This is a genomic window from Alishewanella maricola (assembly GCF_016343785.1).
Classification (GTDB): domain Bacteria; phylum Pseudomonadota; class Gammaproteobacteria; order Enterobacterales; family Alteromonadaceae; genus Alishewanella; species Alishewanella maricola.
The window spans coordinates 387,025-409,044 of record NZ_JAEINI020000002.1 but is presented as its reverse complement, the minus strand read 5'-3'; the positions used below and the strand labels follow the sequence as shown (position 1 = coordinate 409,044).

Here is a 22,020-nt window from a genome sequence, read left to right as displayed (position 1 = left end):
CCTTGAATATTATTCTGGGCATCGACCCTGGTAGTCGTTTAACGGGTTACGGTGTGGTTCGCCAGCAAGGTGGGCAGTTTCATTATGTGGCCAGCGGTTGTATTCGTTTAGGCACTGATGACTTTCCTGAGCGTTTACTGCGGATCTTTAACGGCATCAGTGAAATTATTGCGCAAACGCAACCGACTATTTTTGCCATTGAACAAGTGTTTATGGCACGCAACCCCGATTCCGCACTCAAATTAGGTCAGGCGAGGGGCGCGGCTATTGTGGCGGCTAAAAATGCCGGTTTAGAGGTGCATGAATATTCGGCGCGGCAAGTGAAACAAGCCGTAGTGGGCAGTGGCGCGGCGGATAAAGCGCAAGTACAACATATGATCCGGCATTTATTAAAGTTATCTGCGAGTCCTCAAGCCGATGCGGCAGATGCACTGGCCGTGGCATTGTGCCATGGTCATACGCAGCAAAGTTTAATTGCCATGGCGGGGCAAGCCAGAAAAACAGTTCGCGGCCGTTTACGTTAACGCCGCCCAAAGATAAGAAAACAGATGATTGGACGTTTAAGCGGTATTATTTTAGAAAAGCAGCCACCCGATTTATTATTGGACGTGGCCGGTGTAGGTTACGAAGTGCAATTACCCCTCACCAGTTTTTATGCTTTGCCCGAAGTGGGTAAGCCCGCGGTGATTTACACCCACTTTGTGGTGCGCGAAGACGCACAGTTACTTTATGGCTTTAGTAATCAAACTGAGCGTAGTTTGTTTCGACAATTAATTAAAGCAAATGGCGTTGGGCCAAAGTTGGCGTTAACCATCCTTTCTGGCATGACCGCGCAGCATTTTGTACGTTGTGTGCAATTTGATGATCTCAGTACCTTGGTAAAATTGCCGGGTGTCGGTAAAAAAACGGCCGAGCGTTTAGTGATTGAAATGCGTGATCGCTTAAAAGATTGGGGCGTAAGTTCAAATACGCCCATCACCGATAAAATGATTATGCAGGATGATGAAGCCTTATTCGCGCCACCGGCTTCGGCAGAGCAAGATGCGATTAGTGCCTTATTCGGTTTAGGCTATTCGCAAGCGCAAGCGGCAAAAGCGGTGCAACAACAACTGAAACCTGGCATGAGCAGCGAGCAGCTGATTAAAGCAGCGTTAAAGAGTATGATTTAACCCCGTAAGCCAGGCTAAGCAGAGTGTCATGCTGGCCTGTATCGCGGTTAATCGTGGCGTTTTCTAAGCACACAAAGCAGTTATAAAAGGCATAGCATGATAGAAGCAGATCGTCTGATCCAGCCTAGCGCATTTAAAGAAGAAGAAGCCATCGACAGGGCTATTCGGCCAAAATCGCTGGCCGATTATACCGGCCAAGCGCATGTGCGTGAGCAAATGGCGATCTTTATCGAAGCCGCCCGCGGGCGCGGTGAGCCGCTCGATCATTTATTGATTTTTGGCCCGCCAGGTTTAGGTAAAACCACCTTAGCCATGATTGTGGCCAATGAAATGGGGGTGAACATTAAAACCACCTCTGGGCCTGTACTAGAAAAGGCCGGTGATTTGGCGGCGTTACTGACCAATCTTGAAGAAAATGATGTGCTTTTTATCGATGAAATTCATCGTTTAAGCCCCGTGGTAGAGGAAATTCTGTATCCGGCCATGGAAGATTATCAGTTAGATCTGATGATTGGTGAAGGCCCTGCGGCGCGCTCAATTAAACTCGACTTACCGCCTTTTACCCTAGTAGGGGCCACGACACGAGCTGGTGCTCTGACATCACCCTTGCGCGATCGCTTTGGTATCGTGCAACGATTGGAATTTTATAAAGTAGAAGAGCTGACGCAAATTATTCAACGCTCGGCCAACTTCCTTAATATGCAGTTAGATGAAGCCGGTGCCACTGAAATTGCACGACGTGCTCGTGGTACACCGCGTATCGCTAACCGTTTGTTACGTCGTGTGCGAGATTATGCTCAGGTTAAAGCTAATGGCATAGTCAGTGTTGAAGTAGCGTCTGCCGCGCTGAAAATGGTTGATGTAGATGCACAAGGTTTTGATTATATGGATCGTAAATTACTTGATGCCATCATTGATAAGTTTATGGGGGGGCCAGTAGGATTAGATAACTTAGCTGCCGCCATCGGTGAAGAAAAAGAAACCATTGAAGATGTGATTGAACCCTTTTTAATTCAGCAAGGTTATATTCAACGCACGCCACGGGGGCGAATAGCCACGCCGCGTGCTTATCAGCATTTAGGTTTTGACCTGCCACAGACACCAACATAAGGGTGTTGTTACTCGGTTTTTAAGCAAAAAAAAGCCCGCTCAATGAGCGGGCAAGCAACAATTTCAGGAACTGCTTCAATAAATCCAGGGAACATGTTTGGAGCAAACAACAAAACCTCTCTCACAAAGTCTCATTGTTAAGTGACCTGTACTAAACAATCAAAAGGCGCTACCAAAATTTTGATTGTCTTTGCGCTAGCTCAGAACACCTGCGTATGATAGAGAATTGGAGTTTTTACTTCAAACGAGAAAAACTGGCGTTTTGACATTAAAAAAACTAATGGTTCGTCAAGGGTTAAGATGATGAGGATAAAAAGAGACTAACGAGTTTATCGTAAGCTATTACTGAAATTCATCTGCCATTCATCTAAATCAAGCATGATAGTACCAGATTACTTTTTATCGCTTAAAACGATAATTTGTACCTAATAAATCGGCCTTTATTCTGAACTTAGTCGATAGACCTGTGTCAACGTAATGTTTTAATAAAATACAAGTAGTCAGTGTAAAAAAATATAGTTACGAAATTGGTCGACAGCCAATTGAGTTTGTACGCTGGCTTAATTATCATACAGGCGCGAAATAAAGCGGAACCAGATGCAGCGAAACAACTTCTCTTGGTCAGTGCGGGTGTATTATGAAGATACCGATGCTGGCGGCATTGTTTACTATGCAAACTACCTGAAATACTTCGAAAGAGCGCGCACCGAATGGTTGCGTGCCCTAGGAGTTGAGCAAGATATCTGGTTAGCGAATAAAGTAGCTTTTGTGGTAACTGAAGTACACATGAAGAACACTCGCCCTGCAAAGTTCAATGAGCTGTTGACGGTGTCCAGTGAAATCAGTACCTTAAAGCGTGCTAGTTTAAGTTTTAAACAAGAAATTCACAATGCAGCGCAACAAATTGTGTGTGCTGCAGAGATTAAGATAGCGTGTGTTGACCCAGAGCAGTTAAAAGCTCGTTCAATACCCGCAGAAATAACAGAGGTATTATCGCGTGTCAGGTGAAATTTCCATTCTGCATTTATTGCTCGATGCCAGCATAGTTGTTCAGGCAGTAATGTTAATCCTGGTGGGGATGTCAGTAACCTCGTGGGCGATGATTTTTAAACGCAAGAAGATCTTAACCGAAGCGTTAAGTGATGCGAAAAAGTTTGAAGACCGTTTTTGGTCGGGTATTGATTTATCAAAGTTATATGCTGAAGTCAGTGCGCGCCAACAAGCCAACGGTATGGAAGCCTTGTTCAAGTCAGGCTTTAAAGAGTTCGCGCGTATGCACAAAACGAGTCGCCAATCAGCGGCAGTGATGGATGGTACGCATCGTGCCATGCGCGTAGGTCTGTCGCGCGAAGTAGAACGCTTAGAATCGGATTTGCCGTTTTTAGCCACTGTCGGTTCGATCAGCCCGTATATCGGTTTGTTCGGTACTGTCTGGGGTATTATGAATTCTTTTATCGCGTTAGGTGCTGTGCAACAAGCCACCTTAGCGATGGTGGCGCCAGGTATCGCCGAAGCCCTAATTGCAACGGCAATTGGTTTATTTGCTGCCATCCCGGCCGTTATTGCTTACAACAAGTTTTCAACGCAGGTTGAGCAGATTGAAAGCAGCTACATCAACTTTGTTGAAGAGTTTGCGAACATTCTGCATCGCCAGGTCAGTAGCGGGGATCAAGGCTAATGATATACCCGCGTAAAAAGCGCCGCCCAGTTGCTGAGATTAACGTAGTACCTTATATCGACGTTATGCTGGTGTTGTTGGTGATTTTTATGATTACCACACCGATTATCACGCAAGGTGTGAAGGTTGAACTGCCAAAATCAGCGGCAGAACCGATTGAACAAATGAAAGACGGTAAAACGCCCTTGGTGGCCACCGTTGATGAAGATGGCTTGTATTATTTTGAAAAAGACGGTAACCAGCAAGGCCCTTTTACCGCGTCACAGTTACAGGTTGAGGTTGCAAGTTGGTTAAGTATCGAGCCTGGCACTCAGGTGATAGTAAAAGGTGATGGTCGTGTGGATTACAATTCAGTAATACGCCTGATCAATGTGTTAAAAAACGCTGGGGCTCCCGCTGTCGGGTTGATGACTGACAATGAAGTCTGAGTTGCAAGCAAAGTGGTGGCAAAAACCACTGGCAAAATCAGTAGGCTTGCATCTTGCGTTAGTGCTGGGTTTATTCATCAGTACCTTAAGTTTTTGGCCAAAGCCAACTGAAATTATGTTATCGGGTGAAGCAGGGCTCAGTGCCGATGCGCCACCTCCGCCACCACCGGCGCCTGTTGAAGCGGTGGCGATTGACAAACAAGCGTTAGAACAGCGTGTTGCTGAGATTAAAAAACAGCAAGATGACACACGTAAAGCTGAAGAGAAACGTATTAGAGATTTAGAACGCCGTGCGAAAGAAGCTGAAAATTCACGTACAGCAGAAGAAGCCCGCTTAAAACGGGTAGCAGAAGAAAAACGCAAAGCGGATGCCGCAGTCCAGGCTTCAAGACAAGCTGCCGCAGAAGCAAAGAAAGTACAAGAGGCCGAAGCGGCTAAAGCGCGCGCAGCTGAGCAACAGCGGTTAGCGAAAGAGCAAGAACGCAAAAAAGCCGAAGAAGCGGCCAAAGCAGCAGAAGCGAAACGCAAAGCGGAACAAGCCGCGTTAGCCAAAGCGCAAGCTGAACGTGAACAAAAAGCACGTGAAGAGCGAGAGCAAGCCGAACGCGAGCGGATGATTCAAGAACAATTAGCTGCAGAAGCGGAAGCTCGGCGCAGAGCCAGATCACAACAAGCTGTGACTGAGGTTCAACGCTATACCGCGATGATCAGCGATGCGATTGATAGAAACCTGATTAAAGATGAATCGACCATGCGTGGCCGTACTTGTCGGGTAAATATTCGCTTAGCAACTAATGGTTTTGTGACAAGTGTCAATGTGATTAGCGGTGAGCGGGTGGTATGTGATGCAGCAGTGCGAGCGGTAAATCGGGCAGGGACCTTGCCGATGTCAGCTGATCCTGATGTATATAACCAACTCAAAGACATAACATTAACGGTGGCACCAGAATTTAGATGATGAATTTTTTACGTAAATTAGGTTGCAGTGTCTTACTGCTGGTCGGTATGCAAGCGCATGCCTCTTTAGAAATTGTGATTACCGGTGGTGTTGATTCTGCCCGTCCGGTGGCGGTGTTACCGTTCACGTTTAAAGGCACTACCTTGCCTAAAGAAAATATCGCGGATGTCGTGTCTGCCGATTTAATGCGTAGCGGTAAGTTTAATCCTATTTCGTTTTTAAAAATGCCACAGCGTCCTGCAACCGCAGCTGACATTAATTTTTCAGCTTGGGCAAAAGAAGGTGTAGAAGCCATTTTAATGGGTTCTATTACTGAGATTGGCATCGACCGTTACAGTGTGAGCTTTGAATTAATTGATGTATTAAAAGGTAGCACCGGTTTAAGCAGCCAGATGTTGAATAGCGGTATCTTAGGTGGTTCGCCACAGTACTTGTTAGACAGTCGTGAAACCACGATTAACGGTAGTCAATTCCGTCAGTACGCGCATCGCATTAGCGATATTGTTTACGAAAAATTAACCGGTGAACGCGGTGCTTTCTTAACCAAGATTGCTTATGTTTTAGTGCGTCCTAATGCAGAATTTCAATATCAATTAGTCGTTGCTGATTATGACGGCTATAATGAGCAAGTATTATTACGCTCGAAAGAACCATTGATGTCGCCTAACTGGTCACCAGACGGTACCAAATTAGCTTATGTCACTTTTGAAAAGCGTCAGGCACAAATTTATATTCAAGATATTTACAGCGGCCGTCGTACCATTTTGACCTCGTTCCCGGGTATTAACAGTGCCCCAACCTGGTCACCTGATGGCAGAAAGATTGCGATGGTATTGTCAAAAGATGGCAATGCAGAAATTTATGTGATGGATGTGGCCACCAAAGCGTTAACCCGCGTGACCAGTCATCGCGCCATTGATACAGAACCGAGCTGGTCACCAGATGGTACAGAAATTGTGTTCAGTTCTGAGCGCGGTGGTAATCCACAACTTTATAGCGTAAATTTGAACACAGGCGATACCCGTCGTTTAACGTTCGAAGGCGAAATGAATCTGGCGGGGACTTACTCACCAGATGGTCAGTCGGTTGTTATGGTTAACCGTACCAACGGCCGCTACCACCTGGCAAGAATGGACAGACAAAGCCGTTATTTGCAAGTGTTGACCGCTACTAACCTAGATGAGTCACCGAGTATTGCTCCTAACGGTTCGATGATAATTTACAGCACTATGCATGGTCGTTCGCAAGTGTTGGCACTGGTTTCTATGGATGGGCGTTTTAAAGCACGACTACCGGCGGCTGATGGACAGGTGAAATCGCCGGCTTGGTCACCTTTTTTATAAAAAAACTTGGTAAAACTTGGTAAATCTAATCTAATCTAAGGACAAATGATGAACTTAAATAAAGTGTTAAAAGGTCTGTTAATCGCAGTTCCAGTATTAACTTTAGCTGCTTGTAGCTCAAAGTCTTCAACAGGTGCTGGCGACGCTGACACGTCTGCTAACACAGTTCAAACTGTACAAGTTGAACGTGTAGATCCAGCGGTTGCTGCTGCTGAACAAATGCGTTTAAAAATGGAAGCATTACGTCGTGAAAACACCGTATACTTCGATTTCGACAAAGCAACTATCCGCCCAGAATTTGCAGAAGTTCTGCAAGCTCACGGTGAGTTCCTGCGCGCTAACCCAAGCGTACGTGTGACTGTTGAAGGTCATACTGACGAACGTGGCACGCCAGAGTACAACATCGCGTTAGGCGAGCGTCGTGCAATGTCTGTGGTTCAGTATTTACAGAACCTGGGCGTAAGCGCTGGCCAGATCTCTACAGTAAGCTACGGCGAAGAAAAGCCAGCAGTACGTGAGACAGGCGAATCAGCTTATGCTAAAAACCGTCGCGGTGTATTAGTTTACTAATTAAAAAGGTACGAGTGAGGATGATAGTGAAGAAACCTCTGCTTATAGCAATGTCCTTAGTCAGTGTTGGCGTCTGGGCAAATCCGGCGCCGGTTACTGAGATAAGTAAAAGCGGCAGAACAACTTCAACATCAGCCACTGCAGCTGCAGTGGGTACAGTAGAACAGCGATTGGCAACGTTGGAGCGGGTGGTTGAAGCCCGCGCCGAAGGCCAAGTGCGTATGCAGCAACAATTGCAGATTCTACTGGATGAAGTAAGCGATCTCCGCGGGGTCACTGAAACTCATTCATACCGGCTGGACGAGATTATCCAGCGACAGCGTGATATTTACCAGGAAATAGAACGGCGGGTGAGTGCTGTACAAGGTGGGGCATCTAACGCTGCACCGAGTTCAGCCACACCGGCTACGAGTGGCCCGGCTGTCATGGTTTCGGGTAACGTCTCGGAAAACGACGCCTATGACAGAGCAGTCAACATGGTGTTGAAAGACCGACGCTATGATGCTGCTATTCCTGAATTTGAGAACTTTTTGCGTACTTATCCAAATTCAGTATATGCACCCAACGCACACTATTGGTTAGGGCAGTTGTTGTTTAACAATGGCGAGCTAGCTAAAGCGAAAACGGAGTTTGAACGCGTAGTGAAAAACTTCGCCGAATCAAGCAAAGTGGCAGATGCATTATTGAAGCTTGGACAGATAGCAGAACGCAACAACGATAAAGCCACCGCTTTAGGGCATTATCGAACTCTGGTATCTGCACATGGTAGCTCTACGGCTGCCAAACTGGCAAAGGAACGCCTCGAGGCGCTTAAATGATCAACCCGGCCTGGTGCCGGGTTTTTTCTTTCTGTTGTTTAGCGATTAAACAATTCGTCTGCAGCCTTACACCAATCCGCTGGGATTTTAAGCAGTCAGCCGGCTAAAGCCGAAAAAAATACAGTTTTTGGTTGCACTAATTACGTAAATCAGTAAGATATGCGTCCGCGGTTAGGGTCGTTAGCTCAGTTGGTAGAGCAGTTGACTTTTAATCAATTGGTCGCTGGTTCGAATCCAGCACGACCCACCAAATCGCAAAAACAAGTACACCGAAGTGGGTCGTTAGCTCAGTTGGTAGAGCAGTTGACTTTTAATCAATTGGTCGCTGGTTCGAATCCAGCACGACCCACCACTTCGTGTTTACCCTGTTTGGGTCGTTAGCTCAGTTGGTAGAGCAGTTGACTTTTAATCAATTGGTCGCTGGTTCGAATCCAGCACGACCCACCAAATTGCACAATACAGTATACCGAAGCGGGTCGTTAGCTCAGTTGGTAGAGCAGTTGACTTTTAATCAATTGGTCGCTGGTTCGAATCCAGCACGACCCACCACTTCGCAAATACTCAGAATTCATAGCATCTCTAAAAACTCACTCAATCGCTTCTCACATCCGTACTGTCCTTTTTATGCTATGCCTTATATAATACGCGACCTTGACCAGCTACTGAGTATCTTCTATGGATCAGCCGTTGTATTTTTCAGAGCAAGATTTTGCTTTCCCGAAAAAGCCTGTGCCATTAAGTCACGATGATAAAGCCGCTTACAAAGCGCGGATCAAAACCTTATTACAGCAAAAAAATGCGGTGTTAGTGGCGCATTACTACACCGATCCAGAAATTCAAGCGTTGGCCGAAGAAACCGGTGGTTGTGTATCGGACTCTTTAGAAATGGCGCGTTTTGGTAATCAGCACCCTGCAAAAACCTTGTTGGTGGCTGGCGTTAAGTTTATGGGCGAAACCGCTAAAATTCTTACGCCAGAAAAAACGGTCATTATGCCAACCTTGGAAGCGACCTGCTCGTTAGACTTAGGCTGCCCAGCGGCCGAATTTTCAGCGTTTTGCGATGCCCACCCTGACCGCGTAGTCGTGGTATACGCTAACACCTCTGCGGCCGTTAAAGCCCGTGCCGATTGGGTTGTCACGTCTTCTATTGCCTTAGATGTTGTGGACTACCTAGACAGCCAGGGTAAGAAAATCTTATGGGGCCCGGATAAGCACTTAGGCGTTTATGTGCAAAAGCAAACCGGTGCTGATATGTTGCTGTGGAACGGCGCCTGTATTGTACACGACGAATTTAAAGCCAAAGCGTTAATTGAGCTGAAAAAGCAATATCCAACAGCCGCTATACTGGTACACCCTGAATCGCCCGATAGCGTGGTGCAGTTAGCCGATGCTGTCGGTTCGACCAGCCAGCTGATTAAAGCCAGCCAAACCTTACCGAATGACATTTTTATTGTGGCGACTGATCGCGGTATTTTTTACAAGATGCAACAGTTAATGCCAAACAAGACGTTTATGGAAGCCCCAACCGGCGGTAACGGCGCAACTTGCCGCAGCTGCGCGCATTGCCCTTGGATGGCAATGAACGGCTTAAAAGCGATTGAGGAAGCGCTGCTAGAGCCTACTGGCCATGAAATTTTTGTTGATGCGCAACTGCGTGAGCGAGCATTACTGCCGCTAGACCGTATGTTGAATTTTGCTAAAGAACAAAAAACCGTAGTAAAAGGTAACGCTTAGTTTTTGTAACACAGGGATTGGCCAAAATAGCGGCAATAAGCTTCTGCTATACCAATTAGTTATTGCTAAGCGCGGCCTTTTTCCCTAGTATAGCCGCGCTTGCAACGCAAGTTCCGGAGAGATGGCTGAGTGGCTGAAGGCGCACGCCTGGAAAGTGTGTTTAGGTTAATCCCTAACGAGGGTTCGAATCCCTCTCTCTCCGCCAGATTATGTGTGTGATTTTAAACGATTTTATAGTGTTTAAAATGTTGTTTGGGGCAGATTTGGGGCAAAATTAAGCTTTTCCAGTCCGCCCCAGCTCGCTTTTTTCCTCTTTTTCTACCACGCCTAACATCTGCGATATTAGATCAGCTTGCCGTTTTGAATCTTTCGGGATCCACTTACCGTAATGTTTTTTAATCATCGTGGTATCAGAGTGCCCAAGCTGGCGCGCGATCCATTCCATTGGCACGTAACTGGTTAATAACTGACTGGCAAACGTGTGTCGGCATTGGTTTGGCCCACGGTGTCTTACTTTTGCTTTTCTTAGGTGTGGTTCAAACCATGTGCGGTACGTGCTTTGGCTCCATGGCATATCACCATTCATAAACACCAGCCTGATCTTGTCGGATCGCTTAGTGATGTTATCGCGGTTTTTAACGGCAAATTCTTTAGCGGGTAGCATAGCGGTGTACTGCATTTGCTGTTTAAGATATCTGATAGCCGGATCCAATAGCTCAATAACCCTTACCCGTGAACGCTCTTTAGGTACTTTATAATCACCAAGCACCCGAGCTCGGTTTATTTTTGCCGTCCATTTTACCGTGTCGATATCTTCCCAGGCTAACGCAATAATTTCTGAATATGATAGGCCAGACCAACACCAGAACATCAGCATGTTTATATTTTCTGGTTGTAAGCTGTTTGTGGCTCCTATTCGCGCCATTTCTTCGCGGTCAAATGGATCGGCTGTTTCGTCCAGTGCATCGCGCTCAACGTTTTTAATTCGCTCCATTATATTGTGCTCAATAGCGCTATCACTGAAAGCATCAGCCCAAACACCACGAATGATGGTGAATATATCGTTTACGGTTTTTGGTGATAACCCTTCGCGTAATAGCACGGCCTGGTAAAGCTCCATTTCGGATTTGGCAATGTCGCGCATTTTTCGTTTGCCAAAATACTCAACCACCCGCCGCGACTTTTTACGGTAGTTAGTAAATGTGCTTTTTGCCTTAGTGGCTTCTTGAACTGCCAGCCATTTTTTTACGCCGTCATCTACTGTTCTGCGGCTATCTTTGCCGCCATAACCGCTGAATAGCTTTGCGCGTTCTGATTCAGGAAAGTGCTTAACGTAGTCAAACCGCCCATCTTTAATTTCAGTAACGATGGTTCTGCGCTTATTGTCTGCATATAAGATCACCGCCTTGCTAAGCTTAGAGTGGCCCGTTATGGGCTCTCGGCAGCGCATACCTTCATACGTGAAAGATATGCGCACTGCATCGCCTCTTACCTCAACGCCAGTAGGTAACTTATCTATGCCTTTTGGCAGTTTATTCATTTGAAAACCATTTGTTGATGTTCTCTGGATTGTAGACAATACGCCCTACAGGATCCTTTTTCCAGTGAACACCTTCAAGCCAAATGCCCCGGTCACGATATTTTCGCGCGGCATCTTCGGAAATGCCGTAAATCTGCGGCAGCAAACCGCCACGGATCCACGTTGGTAACTGAAATACTATTTTTTCTGCTGCACCCATAAATCACCTCAATTACTTACGCTGATATTTTTGTTGTTGGCCAGTGTTGGAACGTGGCCCCGGTGCGGTTGGTGGTTGCTGATACCCTTGGTTATGCTGATAGCCATGTTGTGGCGGTTGGTAACCTTGGTTCTGCTGCTGATAACCGTTATGCTGTGGCGCATGTTGCTGGCCGCCTTGCTGCTGCGGTGCACCGTCGAGCATTTGCAGTTCGTCACATACTATTTCGGTGGTGTAACGGTCGATGCCGTCTTTGTCTTGCCATTTTCTCGTTTTAAGCTTGCCCTCGATATAAACCTTTGAGCCTTTGCGCAGGTACTCACCAGCAATTTCAGCCAAGCGCTGATAGATCACCACTTTATGCCATTCGGTTTGATCTTTCTTTTCGCCAGTGGCTTTGTCGGTCCAGCTTTCGCTGGTGGCAATGCTTAGGTTGCACACAGCATTACCGCTTTGCGAGTAACGCACTTCTGGATCTTGGCCAAGGTTGCCAATCAAAATCGCCTTATTTATGCCTTTGCTCATTAACTTACCCTTTTAAACTTATCACTTAACTGATTTAGGTGCTGCCAGTCGAGTTCTTTGATCCGCTCAACTGTGGCCGCTGCTTGATTTAATTTTTTTAACGCTCGAGTAAAATTGCTTAATGGCACCTCGTTTAATGCTGCCGCTGTTACTTCATCTAACCCAGTAACTAAATAATGCTTTAATGCGTACTTGATATCGTCACTGCTGATGCGCGTTAGGCTGATCAGCAGATCAAAACGTTCTTGGCTTTCGCCGCCTTGGGTTAGGTATTTCATAGGCCGTGCTTATCCAACCATTTAACTAAGCTGATGCTTTTTATGCTTACCACGTTACTGGTTGGCTGTTCACAAAGCAGTTCGCCGCGCGGGAAATCTTTTGGCCGGCCTTTCCATGGGCGGGGCAATGTAAGCGTAACCCGATCAGATTCAGCGGCCATTTGTCTTAGTTGCTGTGGGTTCATTTTAGTTAATCCTATAAAGTTCTTTCTGTTCGTTGCTTAGCTTGTACCACTTGGCAAATAAAGCCCATTGCCTACGCTTGACTGAGCGCCAAGGGCGTTCATTAAAGGTTTTTCGGTTAAGCATTATCGGACCTAAGTAGTCGTGATAGTCAAAAGTCACACCCTTGTATCGGTATAATTTACCCAGTGAAATAAACATCACTCCCCCTTGGCCTGCATATTCGCAAAAACCTGCTTAATGATTTTGCCGCGTATTTTTTCAGCTTGTGATGGCGTTAAATAATTGTTCAACAACAGCCTGGTAACTGCATTTAAGTGGTGTTGATAGTGATCCGCGCCATCTACCATTAATCCGAAATTATCAAGCTGCTCAGTTATGTGCGGCGCTAGTGCGCCTACCGATAATTTAACTTGCATTACTCACCACCCTTAGCTTTGCCATTGCAATGCGTATTGCTATCTTTTAGCCAGGTGCCGGTTGCTTGTTTGGCCCGCTGGCGTAGTTTGTTTTGTATAGAACAAATTTCTTTTGTAAATAATTTGAATACATGGTTAGCGCCAATAGACCACTCTGTTGTATCGTTGCCGTCATACTGATTTGCTACTGTGTGAAGCAAATTATCAAAGGCGGCAACCTGCGATTTAAGTGCATCGCGCTCAGTCTCTAACCTCTGCATATACAAAGCCATATCTCTAAGGTGTATCGCATCCAGCTTATCGCTTTCATGCAATGCGTTTACATAACCCTCAAGCCTTACTGTGCCAACTGTTTTTTGTGTTTCACAAATCTGATACAATCCCTGAAGCCTGTCACCTCTTGCGCGTGATCCAGCCTTTTCCATTGTGTTTTTTTGGCAGTAAAAATAATTTTCCATCACTCACCACCATTAACTGTTCTATCATCAACTTTGGGTGGGTTCTTTGACGCTTTAAGACCAGTTAAATATCCAAAGCAAAAAACCTTTGCTTCACGCCATTCAAACACTTGCTTTTCACCATCAACTTCAAGGGTGACTTTTGGGTTTTCTATTTGCCCGGATGCAACTTTGTAAGCTAGTTCTTTCATAACTCACCACCTTTAGCCAATAAACTGCGCGCTGACTGCTGGATCCAGTCTGGTATTTGTGGGTGGTCGTCCGCTATAGCGGCAATCCATTTTTCAAGCTCAGCGATGTGTTCTTTTGCTTCTATGATAGTTTGCAAATCGGATAGTAAATGGACACCAGCATAAACAGGGTATGGCTCCCACTTGTTGCCTAGACTCACATAAAAGCCACCTAAGTGAACCACCTTTGCATAAAGGTTCATGCTTGGAACCGTATCAGTGCAGTGAGTTGCTCCATCTGGTGCCTTAGCCAATATTATTCTGATTTTTTCTAATTCCATCACTCACCACCCTTAGCCGCTTGGCGTAGTTGGTTGGCGTATTTCCTGCCAGCCATTCTGCAATCCATGTTGCCAGCTTTCCATCCGGTAACCAGATCTTCTGAGCACTCATCTGTTGTTGGGCATTGATCAATCGCTAATCCCTCGTATGATGCGCAAAACTCCTCAACAGCCTGTGCTTTAATCTCAGTAAGGCATTGGGCTGGTGTTTTGTTTTGCGCTTCTTTCCATAAAGACCTATATTCTTCTGCAAACGCATCGGTGCTATAAGCTAGGTTTACGCACATTAAATTTCCGTATTTCCGCAACTGCTCAACCTGCGCCTGCAGCGCTAAATAAATATCCTCCCGCACATAGCGAGTAGCATCTTCTTCGCGCATGCCTTCGCCTGGCGCTGGATCATCACTCCAAACGTGGCCATGCTCTGCGTCTGCTACCAGGTAAATTTCTGCTGGGTTTTCGGTTTTATCATTCATGCTGCGGCATCCTGAGTGAGTTGGCGGCGTTTCATTGTTATTTCGGCCAGTGTTATGGCGGCGGGTTTCAGCTCGGCTGGTACATCGCCAAACCCTAGTTTGTTTATCACTGCGCCCTGGGCGCGTGTGATCAGCATTAAGTTGTCGATATGCCAGTTAGTGCGGTTGTTATCTTTAAACCACAGGCGCATGCCTTTTGGTAAAGGGCCGTTGTGCTTTTCCCATTCAACCAGGTGCTTGGCGCGCCATTTATTTGGCATGGCTATTTTTATGATGATATAGCCGTCTTTGCTGCATATTCTTTCTGAGCCAATGGGTTTAATGCTGCCGCTTTCAACGCCTTTTTTAAAACGTGTTTCGATTGACCTGCCGCCAGCTTCCCAGCCTTTCATGCCTGCGTTCCATGTTGAATGGCCTTTTTTAAACTGGCCTGTTCTGCCAGATTTTAAGCAGTGGTTGCGAGTAAAGCCGCGGATCTGGTTTACTGTCATGTTGGTTTTAAAATTTGCATTAAACGCTAACGTTAAACGCGGGATGGTTAAGTTTTTGTATTCATCTTCAATAAACTTGGCTTGCTCAGCGTTGAACAGCTTGTATACGCCTTTTTTAATTTGGCCAGTAATGCGACCACACTTAAACTTGTGGTTGCTGATGCAGGCCTTAATTTGTTTTGGCGTTTTGCAGAGGCCGAACTTGCCATTAAACGCTTTGGTTAAATCGGTTACACCCATTTTTTTAAAACCGGTTTCGATAAACTCAAGCATGGCGGGTGTGTAAACGTATCGGCTCATTTTTTGTTTACCTCTAGCATAGGGCTAGGCAAGTGCAGGTTGCCGCCGTCATAAGCTTTTTGTGCATCGAGTACCAAGCGCGCATTGCTGATCACTTCTTTTGCAACTGAGGTAATGGCATGGCTGCGATCAATTTCTTTGGCCAGTTCTTCACCTTTTAACGTTTCATTGCCTAAACGCTCAAGCTGCGCGAACAAGTGATTGTTAAGATCCGATAATTTGTTTTTCATGCTGCCATGCCCTCGCGTTCTAACTGTTTAATGCGGCGGTTTACTGCATCTGTAGCGCTGCTGCCTAAGTTGCTTAGCGTAAGCGCTACTTTGCATTGCTCATGGCTCAGTGTTTTAACGCGCTCTATTTTGTCTTTTACTGTTTGCACATAGGTGGCGTTGCCGTTGTAAAAGCCACTAAAAAAGGGATGGGCTTCGACTTGTGGTGTTTCGGGTTGTGGTTTCAGTAGTGCGTCTAATGCTGATAGCGCTTCTGGCCAGCTTGGGTATTCACCTGCATTTTTGCCTTGGTGAAAAACCACTAAAATTGGCTCATAAAAATATCCTTTTTTAAAATCACCTGAGGTTTTAATACCAATACCATCGATTTTACCTGGGTTAAAATTGCCTTTACCCCAAATGGCATGGCCGCTACGCCACATTTTTGTTTTTTCACATTCTGCCCCAATGGATCTGATGTTTTGTGGTATTTGCAGTTGATCAAAAAACACTCCGGCATCATCAGATTTAACTTGATCAGCTTTACTGGTGATAACCTTAGGTTTGGGTTCGGCTTCTGCGGCCATGGCTTCATCAAAATGCACAAACAGATCGTTTTGCTCTTCTGTTATTTCGGTGGCTGGCTCGCTTATATGGGTAGCTGGTTCCGTTATCTCGGTAGCTAACTCGACGACACTTATGTCGTCGACTTGGGAAACGGCAGCAACCACTTCACCGCCTTTGGTTATCATGCCGGGTTCATCTAGCGCTAAAATAGCGGTGCGGATCTGGCTGGTGGTGTAAGTGTCGCGCTTGCCAAACATGCCATCGAGTTGCAGCATTAACGCTAAGTGATCACCATCAAAAGCTAGTTTGCCGCTGGCGAGTTGTTCGGCCAGTTGTTCGCTGGTGAATTCTAATGTGATCAGTTCAATAGCTTTGCGTTCAGTAGCAATGGGTTCTGCTGGTGCGTCGCAAGTTGTCGCGGTGGGTTCGTTGCCATCGATGTGCACAGTGCCATCCACTTCATTGCCGAACACATCCCAGCCAGCGGGTGCGGTGCGAGCGAACATTTCTAGCCTGGGCAAATCACCGCACAGCTTTACAATTTCATCACGGAATATGGCTGGCTTTTCTGAGTGTTCGCCTACCACTTCATCACGCACTTGGCGAATACTGCGGCACTCTGCTTTAGGTTTACCACGCACTGCAATTAGCGCACATTCAGCACCGGCGCGTGTCCAGTAGCCCATGCCAAAGTGTGGGATCAGGTTTGTTGATAGCTTGCGCCAAATGAAAGCGTTCATGTTTTTAAGGGTGAAGCCCCAAGCCTTAACCAGATCTAACGCTTCTTGCGGTTGGCTGCTTACGTACCACATGATCAATACGCAATCTTTGTCGCACAGCGCGGGTACATCGAGCGCTTTCATTTGATCAAGCGTAATGGTTTGATACTTTGCCGCTGCACCAGATTTCATGCTGCCGCCTGTTTTAACGCTGTAAAATGACCACGGCGGATCGGCGTAGATGATGTTGTATTTTTTGGTCATAATAATTCCTTATGGCCGGTTACTAACGCCGCACCTGCGGCAGTCAGATGCGTAAAACTGGTATTCACTCATAAACACACCACAGCCGTGACAGTGGTAAACCGGTTTGCGTGGCTTTGGTGGTTCAATAAGATTAAACCCGGCGTACTTGGCACAAGCTTTTGGTAGAACATGAGCGGCATTAACCGTTAGCCGAGAAATGGCTTTAATATCGTCGTATGGGTAAATGCGGTAGTTGTAGTTTGTTGCAGCCAGTATGCAACCTTCTTCAAGCTCAAATACCTTTGCTTCATCAAGCTCGAAGGTCTGCCCGTTGTCACCAACAAACAGAACGTCGTTTCCATCAAATTGCCCACCAACAATAACAACGTGCTTGTCTGCATCACGCAGGGTTGGCGAAGCTTCCAGCCACTGGCAGTCAACACGTTGGCGTGTTTTACCTGTTATAAAATCTACTGCTACAGGCAAGTCAGTTTCACGGCTTCGGTGTTGGCGTAGTGCATTTTCTTCGGTGAATACTTCTGCATCATTCAGGTTAGTGGTATAGCCCCCAGCATTGGCCCAAAACTGGGCATTACTGCCCACATTGCTGCGCGTGTCGCGTAGATAATATTGCCTGCTCATGCTGCAATTTCCTTTTTATCTAACCAACCTTTTGGCAGGCCACCCGCGGCAACGATGTATTGATCAATGCGGCGGGCGATGTCCATTACTACGCCGTTGTTATTGGTCCAGTGGCCGCCGGGTAAGATCCAGCCCATAGGGTTGTTAAATGGCTGCTCTGATTCTTTGAACTTGCGCGATTTTTTAATGATCGCAAAGCCGTAAACGTAATCTTGGCTATAGCGTGGTGCTGCCGTGCGATTGTTCATGCTAGGCTTTGGCGGTTTAGCATCGCGAGCGATAGGGGCGGCCATGCGGCAGCCCTGGTTGTTTGACCGGTATTCTTTAAACATTAGCGGCCCCCGTTTTTGCTGGCGTCTGTGTAGTCATTACCAGCAACGTAATTAACCCACTTAGCGGCAACGCGCAGGCGGCCTTTTTTATCTGTGCTTTGCACTGGCGCTTTAATTTTTACTGCCAAGCCTTGATAACATTGTTTTTCTGCAAGCTTAATAAACTGGCTGCATATTTCAGGGCTGCTGTATTCTTTACTTAAAACAAGTGGCTTCATTTGCTGAAACAGCTTTTCGGTGTTTTCAGCTAATGCTTGTTGATACTCTTCATCAGTGAGCTGCCGATAGTTTTTGCCTTTACCAACAAAACGACTGGTTTTTTTAAGCGCTTTTTCACGCGCTTTTTCGTAGCTTTTACCAAATACGGCAAACATGGTTATTTACTCCCCATTTGATTTAACCGAATTACCGCCAGATCCATTTGCAGTTCGTCTAAGCAGCGGCGCAGCTCTGTGCTGGTGGGTGATAACAGCATGCTGCAGTAGTTTAAGGCGCGCTGTTTAGCATCGATGTTATCAACCACATGCTGATCGGCCTTGGCTTGTTCGCTATCAAACTCTGCTGCCATGGCATCCATGTCAAATGCTTTGCTGGCAAATTCGTTAGCCTGGGCAAAGTGGGCTGGCTCGGGTAAATCCAGTTCGATCACTTCTTCGGCCTGTTCTGGTTCTGGTGTTGGTTCAACTGGCGCGTTGGCCAGTGCTAATAAGTCACCGGTGCTATTGGCTGCATACTCTTCAATTAAGTGCAGTTTGTTCTGCGTGGTTTTGTACATGCCGTTGCTTTGCCGCCAAATTAGCTTTTGCTCTAACATTCCGGCCAGCAGCTGCTGCATGAACGTGTCGGTAACACCAATAAAGCGCTTCATGGCTTTAATGCTTTTGCCCTCGGTTTGGCAAAACGCCATCAGCTTTTTGGTGTGGGTGCATAGTTCGCCTGGTGAGGCCATTTTTAAGGCTGCAGTCATGGTTAGTGCTCCGCTGCTGGTTGATTGATAGATTCGATCATGTTGATGGCCGAAACGGTTAAACTGAATTTGCCCTCGTAGCATTTCAGCAAGTTAAGCTGCTTTAGCTTGCTGGCCAGTGCCGCGCCTTTGCGATTGTCGGTACAAAACTGATCAAAGAACTTGGCTGGCTCTGAGTGATAAGCGCGCAAGTTGCCGTGCTGCTCAATGGCTTTAAACGACAGCGTTAAAATGGCTCTGCGTTCTTCAAAACTTAACGACTGATAACGGCTAACCAGTTGCCAGCCTTGCGCATGGTTTTTAATGTCCATGGGGATGGCTGATGCGGCTTTTAACTGCTGCGCTTGGGTGTAGGTTGTGGCGATCATGGCAGGGTTACTCCCATTGTTTGGCGTTCTAGCTTTAACAGGCGATTATTGTTAATGCGGCGAATGGTGCGCAGCTTGGTGGGCGATTGTTCTGCCAGGCTAAACGCAAACTGCAGGGTACTGGCGGCATCGCTTAAATATTCGCGGGCTATTTCAGTGGCGCAGGTAGCACCAATGGCGTGTTTGCTTGCCAGCGCTTTGCTGATGTAGTTGGCACTGGCGGCCATTTCACGTGCATGTTGTTGCATGCTAACGATCAACATAGTTTTCATTAGCGCCCCCAAACCACTGCGGCAACGAATAGCACAGTGACAACCGCGCTAATGGTCCAAATGGTACGTTGCAGCTTTGATGGCTTGCTTTGATGGTTAAGGATGTAATCGCCAAGTGTTTTCATTTTTGGTGCCTTTGCATTATTTGCATCTTTTGTTAAGCTGATATTATGCACTAAAGCATAATCAGTCAATGCATTAACGCATAATTTATTAAATTTTTTTTGAGGTTTTGATGAGCAAGTACAAAAAGGCGAAAATAGATAACGTGTGTAAGCGCTGCAGCTATCACGCTGCAGAGCGCTGGCACAACGAATTAAATGTGAGTATTAAAATAATTAATATAGGGCCAGAGCCTTCTTTAAGCCAAAGGCTAGCTGCAGCGCATTATGTTGCGGCAAGAAATATTGCGGACGTGGGAATTTCAACAATTAGGTGTTTGATGTGGCCAAAAATGGAGTTTACTCATAACGATGTGGTTAACTTTGCCGCTTGGTTGTTGGCCAGTGCTCAATCTGCTGTGCTACAAGTATTGCCTCAGCATGCGATTGACAGCCTTTCGACAGATCTAAGTGAACGGCTGTCTTTTGTTTGCGACTTCGAACAACAAGATGATAAAGCCCATGATCAGGAAATATAACCTCGCCAGGTTCAGGTGTTTTATCAAGCTTTATGCTTTTAGCTTGGTGGTCATCACCATCACTTAAGTAATAAAGCTTAAATACTGGCATTAGTCTAAATGCCTTATAGCGCTGGGGTGTAGTACGCCTCTGATTAAATATATGCTTTCTATCTCAGCATTTGGTATGCGCAGCACTTCGCCACCGTTAATGCTTTTTAGCTCGGTATAACCGTTTTGATTGCTGCGGTATTCTTTAATCATTTTAGCGCCGTTGCGCTTGTGTATGGCAACGTTATCGCCTGTAACAAATTGACTTGCAATGTCGCACCACACCACAAAGCCGTCTTTAATGGCAGGGTACATGCTATCGCCACGGGCAATAAGTGCAAAGCCAGTTGTGCTGCGCATGGGTAGCTCTATATAACCTTCAATACCTTCTTCAACTTGTTCGTAGTAGCCATCCTGGCCCATCTTTGCCATTCCTTTAATTGCAGTTAAAACAGGTGTGCGTTTGTAAATTGAAGTTTCTTCCATCATGGATACTTCATTTTTATTGAAGTATGCATCAGGTATAGGTGAATAACCTCTGAGCTGGTCTGTTGAAAGACCAAAAAAATCTGCCAGCGCCCTGACTGCATCGTCTTTAGGCACTTTTGTTTTTTGACTTAGAATCCGGCTAATAGTTGGCTGAGACACGCCAGTTAGCTTTTCTAACTCGGTATCTGTTTTTATTCCATTTGCAGCTTTTAGAGCTTCAAGAATTTCATGTATTTTTTTTCGCATGTGTGCATTTCACCAGCCGTTGATGCATAAATCAATACACTGCCAGCTTGACAATTATGCTCCAATGCATAATTATCTATGCAATTGGATAATACAGGCAGCGAAATGAAAACACTTACCATCCAGCAAAAGCTACAGCAGCTTTTAGAGCGCGGACTTAGCCCTAAAGACTTAGCCGAAAAAATTGGCTGTCATATTTCTACCGTTTACCGGATACGCGATGGCTTTATTACTGATCCAAGTTATTCAGTAGGGCAAGCCATCGATAACTTGTTGGCTGAAAAACAAGCCAACGCAGCATAGAGTAATTAATTTTATGACTAAGCACACATTAAAACCTTTTAGTTACTCATGCCCCATCATTGCGGCTTACCAGTTAGGCCACAGCTATGGTGTAGATCGCTTTGCATCTGAGACCTATCAAAATGTGGGCTCAATGTACAACAAGCTTAACCCGGAAAACGACAGCAACCATTTGTATTTGCGCGATGCCATTTTGCTCACTGAAAAGGCTAATAACGATGCCATTTTGTCGGCATGGGCGCAGCAACGAGGTGGTGTGTTTGTTAAGTTGCCGAATAATTTGAGCTGCGAAGAAGAGCTTAGCGATCAGTTGCTGCGGCTGAGCGAGGAAATGGGCTTAACCTCTGGTGGAATAAGAGAATCACGCAGTGATGGGATTATTGACCCCGATGAGTATGAAGGCATTGAGGCAAGAATTGATGCGCTAGTAACTGAAGCGCTAGCGCTAAAGGCCTTGATAAAAAGCCAAGTGCGTGATTTGCCAAAGCCGGTGAGTGCTGAAGAAGATTGGGGTTTGCCTGGTAAAGCCGCTACGCCGATCCGAAAGGGGGCCTAATGAGCGGCTTTCAACTCGCATCCATTATTTATGTTTGGGTATTGTTCTTGTCGATTTTATGGGCGCGCAAGAACCAACCAAAAATTAACCCTTTTGTTTTGCTGATAATCGCTGCCGTTCTTGCGGTGATTTTTTACGTGCCTTTAATCGCCATTTGGGCATTACAGCTTTTTAATTTACTGACTTGATGCAAGGCCACCCCAGCTGCAGGTGGGGGTAATAACAGCAGCAGGTAATAACACTGGA

The 22,020-nt window shown here is 46.1% G+C and carries 34 protein-coding genes and 5 tRNA genes; 19 read left to right on the top strand and 20 right to left on the bottom strand.

The annotated features are described in order from the left end of the window. Window positions 1–2 precede the first annotated feature (2 nt). From ruvC to JAO78_RS05400, 16 genes are all read left to right on the top strand, one after another. Entirely contained in the window at window positions 3–524 is a 522-nt protein-coding gene (gene ruvC / locus JAO78_RS05475) for a crossover junction endodeoxyribonuclease RuvC (RefSeq protein WP_226750343.1), read from the top strand. A 24-nt stretch (window positions 525–548) separates the two neighbouring features. Then, window positions 549–1,169, top strand: a complete 621-nt coding sequence (ruvA, locus tag JAO78_RS05470) for a Holliday junction branch migration protein RuvA (RefSeq protein ID WP_226750342.1) — start codon at window positions 549–551, stop codon at window positions 1,167–1,169. A 96-nt stretch (window positions 1,170–1,265) separates the two neighbouring features. Then, window positions 1,266–2,279, top strand: a complete 1,014-nt coding sequence (gene ruvB, locus JAO78_RS05465) for a Holliday junction branch migration DNA helicase RuvB (RefSeq protein ID WP_226750341.1) — start codon at window positions 1,266–1,268, stop codon at window positions 2,277–2,279. Window positions 2,280–2,876: 597 nt separating this feature from the next. Further along, window positions 2,877–3,287 (top strand): tol-pal system-associated acyl-CoA thioesterase, encoded by a 411-nt coding sequence (gene ybgC / locus JAO78_RS05460; protein WP_226750340.1) that lies wholly within the window; start codon window positions 2,877–2,879, stop codon window positions 3,285–3,287. Next, a complete protein-coding gene (gene tolQ, locus JAO78_RS05455) occupies window positions 3,277–3,957 on the top strand; it encodes a protein TolQ (RefSeq protein WP_226750339.1) in 681 nt (226 codons plus the stop codon). The genes ybgC and tolQ overlap by 11 nt, the downstream gene beginning before the upstream one ends. Before the next feature lie 2 nt (window positions 3,958–3,959). Next, window positions 3,960–4,385 carry a protein TolR gene (gene tolR / locus JAO78_RS05450; RefSeq protein WP_226750383.1) on the top strand — a complete coding sequence of 142 codons (426 nt, stop codon included), beginning with the start codon at window positions 3,960–3,962 and terminating at the stop codon, window positions 4,383–4,385. Next, window positions 4,375–5,343 carry a cell envelope integrity protein TolA gene (tolA, locus tag JAO78_RS05445; protein WP_226750338.1) on the top strand — a complete coding sequence of 323 codons (969 nt, stop codon included), beginning with the start codon at window positions 4,375–4,377 and terminating at the stop codon, window positions 5,341–5,343. Before tolR ends, tolA begins: the two co-directional genes overlap by 11 nt. Beyond that, window positions 5,343–6,686: a Tol-Pal system beta propeller repeat protein TolB gene (tolB, locus tag JAO78_RS05440; protein WP_500786067.1), complete on the top strand. Its 1,344-nt coding sequence runs from the start codon at window positions 5,343–5,345 to the stop codon at window positions 6,684–6,686. Before tolA ends, tolB begins: the two co-directional genes overlap by 1 nt. 48 nt (window positions 6,687–6,734) lie before the next feature. Next, window positions 6,735–7,256: a peptidoglycan-associated lipoprotein Pal gene (pal, locus tag JAO78_RS05435; RefSeq protein WP_226750336.1), complete on the top strand. Its 522-nt coding sequence runs from the start codon at window positions 6,735–6,737 to the stop codon at window positions 7,254–7,256. A gap of 20 nt (window positions 7,257–7,276) precedes the next feature. Further along, a complete protein-coding gene (gene ybgF / locus JAO78_RS05430) occupies window positions 7,277–8,074 on the top strand; it encodes a tol-pal system protein YbgF (RefSeq protein ID WP_226750335.1) in 798 nt (265 codons plus the stop codon). 174 nt (window positions 8,075–8,248) lie between these two features. Then, a tRNA-Lys gene (locus tag JAO78_RS05425) sits at window positions 8,249–8,324 on the top strand. A gap of 26 nt (window positions 8,325–8,350) precedes the next feature. Next, window positions 8,351–8,426, top strand: a tRNA-Lys gene (locus JAO78_RS05420). A 19-nt stretch (window positions 8,427–8,445) separates the two neighbouring features. Then, window positions 8,446–8,521: transfer RNA gene (locus tag JAO78_RS05415), tRNA-Lys, on the top strand. Window positions 8,522–8,547: 26 nt separating this feature from the next. Continuing rightward, window positions 8,548–8,623 (top strand) — tRNA-Lys (locus JAO78_RS05410). Window positions 8,624–8,749: 126 nt separating this feature from the next. Beyond that, window positions 8,750–9,808, top strand: a complete 1,059-nt coding sequence (gene nadA / locus JAO78_RS05405) for a quinolinate synthase NadA (RefSeq protein ID WP_226750334.1) — start codon at window positions 8,750–8,752, stop codon at window positions 9,806–9,808. Between the two features lie 115 nt (window positions 9,809–9,923). After that, window positions 9,924–10,013, top strand: a tRNA-Ser gene (locus tag JAO78_RS05400). Between the two features lie 69 nt (window positions 10,014–10,082). Here the strand turns inward: JAO78_RS05400 and JAO78_RS05395 are convergent. From JAO78_RS05395 to JAO78_RS16755, 19 genes are all read right to left on the bottom strand, one after another. Continuing rightward, entirely contained in the window at window positions 10,083–11,348 is a 1,266-nt protein-coding gene (locus JAO78_RS05395) for an Arm DNA-binding domain-containing protein (RefSeq protein ID WP_226750333.1), read from the bottom strand. Further along, a complete protein-coding gene (gene xisR, locus JAO78_RS05390) occupies window positions 11,341–11,547 on the bottom strand; it encodes an excisionase family protein (RefSeq protein WP_226750332.1) in 207 nt (68 codons plus the stop codon). The genes JAO78_RS05395 and xisR overlap by 8 nt, the downstream gene beginning before the upstream one ends. A gap of 12 nt (window positions 11,548–11,559) precedes the next feature. After that, window positions 11,560–12,072 carry a single-stranded DNA-binding protein gene (ssb, locus tag JAO78_RS05385; protein ID WP_226750331.1) on the bottom strand — a complete coding sequence of 171 codons (513 nt, stop codon included), beginning with the start codon at window positions 12,070–12,072 and terminating at the stop codon, window positions 11,560–11,562. Beyond that, a complete protein-coding gene (locus JAO78_RS05380) occupies window positions 12,072–12,350 on the bottom strand; it encodes a PapB/FocB family fimbrial expression transcriptional regulator (RefSeq protein WP_226750330.1) in 279 nt (92 codons plus the stop codon). The genes ssb and JAO78_RS05380 overlap by 1 nt, the downstream gene beginning before the upstream one ends. Window positions 12,351–12,733: 383 nt before the next feature. Continuing rightward, window positions 12,734–12,952: a hypothetical protein gene (locus JAO78_RS05375; RefSeq protein WP_226750329.1), complete on the bottom strand. Its 219-nt coding sequence runs from the start codon at window positions 12,950–12,952 to the stop codon at window positions 12,734–12,736. After that, window positions 12,952–13,410 carry a hypothetical protein gene (locus JAO78_RS05370; RefSeq protein WP_226750328.1) on the bottom strand — a complete coding sequence of 153 codons (459 nt, stop codon included), beginning with the start codon at window positions 13,408–13,410 and terminating at the stop codon, window positions 12,952–12,954. Before JAO78_RS05370 ends, JAO78_RS05375 begins: the two co-directional genes overlap by 1 nt. Further along, the gene (locus JAO78_RS05365; RefSeq protein ID WP_226750327.1) at window positions 13,410–13,601 is read right to left on the bottom strand and encodes a hypothetical protein; all 192 of its coding nucleotides are present in this window, start codon (window positions 13,599–13,601) and stop codon (window positions 13,410–13,412) included. The genes JAO78_RS05370 and JAO78_RS05365 overlap by 1 nt, the downstream gene beginning before the upstream one ends. After that, window positions 13,598–13,921: a hypothetical protein gene (locus JAO78_RS05360; RefSeq protein ID WP_226750326.1), complete on the bottom strand. Its 324-nt coding sequence runs from the start codon at window positions 13,919–13,921 to the stop codon at window positions 13,598–13,600. Before JAO78_RS05360 ends, JAO78_RS05365 begins: the two co-directional genes overlap by 4 nt. After that, window positions 13,921–14,397: a hypothetical protein gene (locus JAO78_RS05355; RefSeq protein WP_226750325.1), complete on the bottom strand. Its 477-nt coding sequence runs from the start codon at window positions 14,395–14,397 to the stop codon at window positions 13,921–13,923. The genes JAO78_RS05360 and JAO78_RS05355 overlap by 1 nt, the downstream gene beginning before the upstream one ends. Further along, window positions 14,394–15,188, bottom strand: a complete 795-nt coding sequence (locus JAO78_RS05350) for an HNH endonuclease signature motif containing protein (RefSeq protein ID WP_226750324.1) — start codon at window positions 15,186–15,188, stop codon at window positions 14,394–14,396. The genes JAO78_RS05355 and JAO78_RS05350 overlap by 4 nt, the downstream gene beginning before the upstream one ends. Continuing rightward, window positions 15,185–15,418, bottom strand: coding sequence for a hypothetical protein (locus JAO78_RS05345; protein WP_226750323.1), 234 nt, complete (start codon window positions 15,416–15,418; stop codon window positions 15,185–15,187). The genes JAO78_RS05350 and JAO78_RS05345 overlap by 4 nt, the downstream gene beginning before the upstream one ends. Beyond that, window positions 15,415–16,947: an MT-A70 family methyltransferase gene (locus JAO78_RS05340; protein WP_226750322.1), complete on the bottom strand. Its 1,533-nt coding sequence runs from the start codon at window positions 16,945–16,947 to the stop codon at window positions 15,415–15,417. Before JAO78_RS05340 ends, JAO78_RS05345 begins: the two co-directional genes overlap by 4 nt. 9 nt (window positions 16,948–16,956) lie before the next feature. Beyond that, complete coding sequence (locus JAO78_RS05335; protein WP_226750321.1) at window positions 16,957–17,571, bottom strand: hypothetical protein; 615 nt, start codon at window positions 17,569–17,571, stop codon at window positions 16,957–16,959. Continuing rightward, on the bottom strand, window positions 17,568–17,864 hold the full coding sequence (locus tag JAO78_RS05330; protein ID WP_226750320.1) for a hypothetical protein: 297 nt from the start codon (window positions 17,862–17,864) through the stop codon (window positions 17,568–17,570). The genes JAO78_RS05335 and JAO78_RS05330 overlap by 4 nt, the downstream gene beginning before the upstream one ends. Window positions 17,865–17,902: 38 nt before the next feature. Further along, window positions 17,903–18,277, bottom strand: a complete 375-nt coding sequence (locus tag JAO78_RS05325; protein WP_226750319.1) for a hypothetical protein — start codon at window positions 18,275–18,277, stop codon at window positions 17,903–17,905. A 2-nt stretch (window positions 18,278–18,279) separates the two neighbouring features. Then, complete coding sequence (locus JAO78_RS05320; protein ID WP_226750318.1) at window positions 18,280–18,870, bottom strand: hypothetical protein; 591 nt, start codon at window positions 18,868–18,870, stop codon at window positions 18,280–18,282. A gap of 2 nt (window positions 18,871–18,872) precedes the next feature. Beyond that, window positions 18,873–19,238, bottom strand: coding sequence for a hypothetical protein (locus JAO78_RS05315; protein ID WP_226750317.1), 366 nt, complete (start codon window positions 19,236–19,238; stop codon window positions 18,873–18,875). Continuing rightward, window positions 19,235–19,510, bottom strand: a complete 276-nt coding sequence (locus JAO78_RS05310; protein ID WP_226750316.1) for a hypothetical protein — start codon at window positions 19,508–19,510, stop codon at window positions 19,235–19,237. Before JAO78_RS05310 ends, JAO78_RS05315 begins: the two co-directional genes overlap by 4 nt. After that, window positions 19,510–19,635: a hypothetical protein gene (locus JAO78_RS16755; RefSeq protein WP_255654440.1), complete on the bottom strand. Its 126-nt coding sequence runs from the start codon at window positions 19,633–19,635 to the stop codon at window positions 19,510–19,512. Before JAO78_RS16755 ends, JAO78_RS05310 begins: the two co-directional genes overlap by 1 nt. Window positions 19,636–19,832: 197 nt before the next feature. Here JAO78_RS16755 and JAO78_RS05305 point away from each other — a divergent pair, with 197 nt between their 5' ends. Next, a complete protein-coding gene (locus tag JAO78_RS05305) occupies window positions 19,833–20,150 on the top strand; it encodes a hypothetical protein (RefSeq protein WP_226750315.1) in 318 nt (105 codons plus the stop codon). Window positions 20,151–20,240: 90 nt separating this feature from the next. On the opposite strand, the gene JAO78_RS05300 is transcribed toward JAO78_RS05305, so the two are convergent. Continuing rightward, on the bottom strand, window positions 20,241–20,915 hold the full coding sequence (locus tag JAO78_RS05300; RefSeq protein WP_226750314.1) for a S24 family peptidase: 675 nt from the start codon (window positions 20,913–20,915) through the stop codon (window positions 20,241–20,243). Window positions 20,916–21,020: 105 nt separating this feature from the next. Between JAO78_RS05300 and JAO78_RS05295 the strand changes: the two genes are divergently transcribed. Together JAO78_RS05295 and JAO78_RS05290 are read left to right on the top strand one after the other, a co-directional pair. After that, complete coding sequence (locus JAO78_RS05295; protein ID WP_226750313.1) at window positions 21,021–21,218, top strand: helix-turn-helix domain-containing protein; 198 nt, start codon at window positions 21,021–21,023, stop codon at window positions 21,216–21,218. Window positions 21,219–21,231: 13 nt separating this feature from the next. After that, entirely contained in the window at window positions 21,232–21,774 is a 543-nt protein-coding gene (locus tag JAO78_RS05290; protein WP_226750312.1) for a phage regulatory CII family protein, read from the top strand. Window positions 21,775–22,020: the final 246 nt, after the last annotated feature.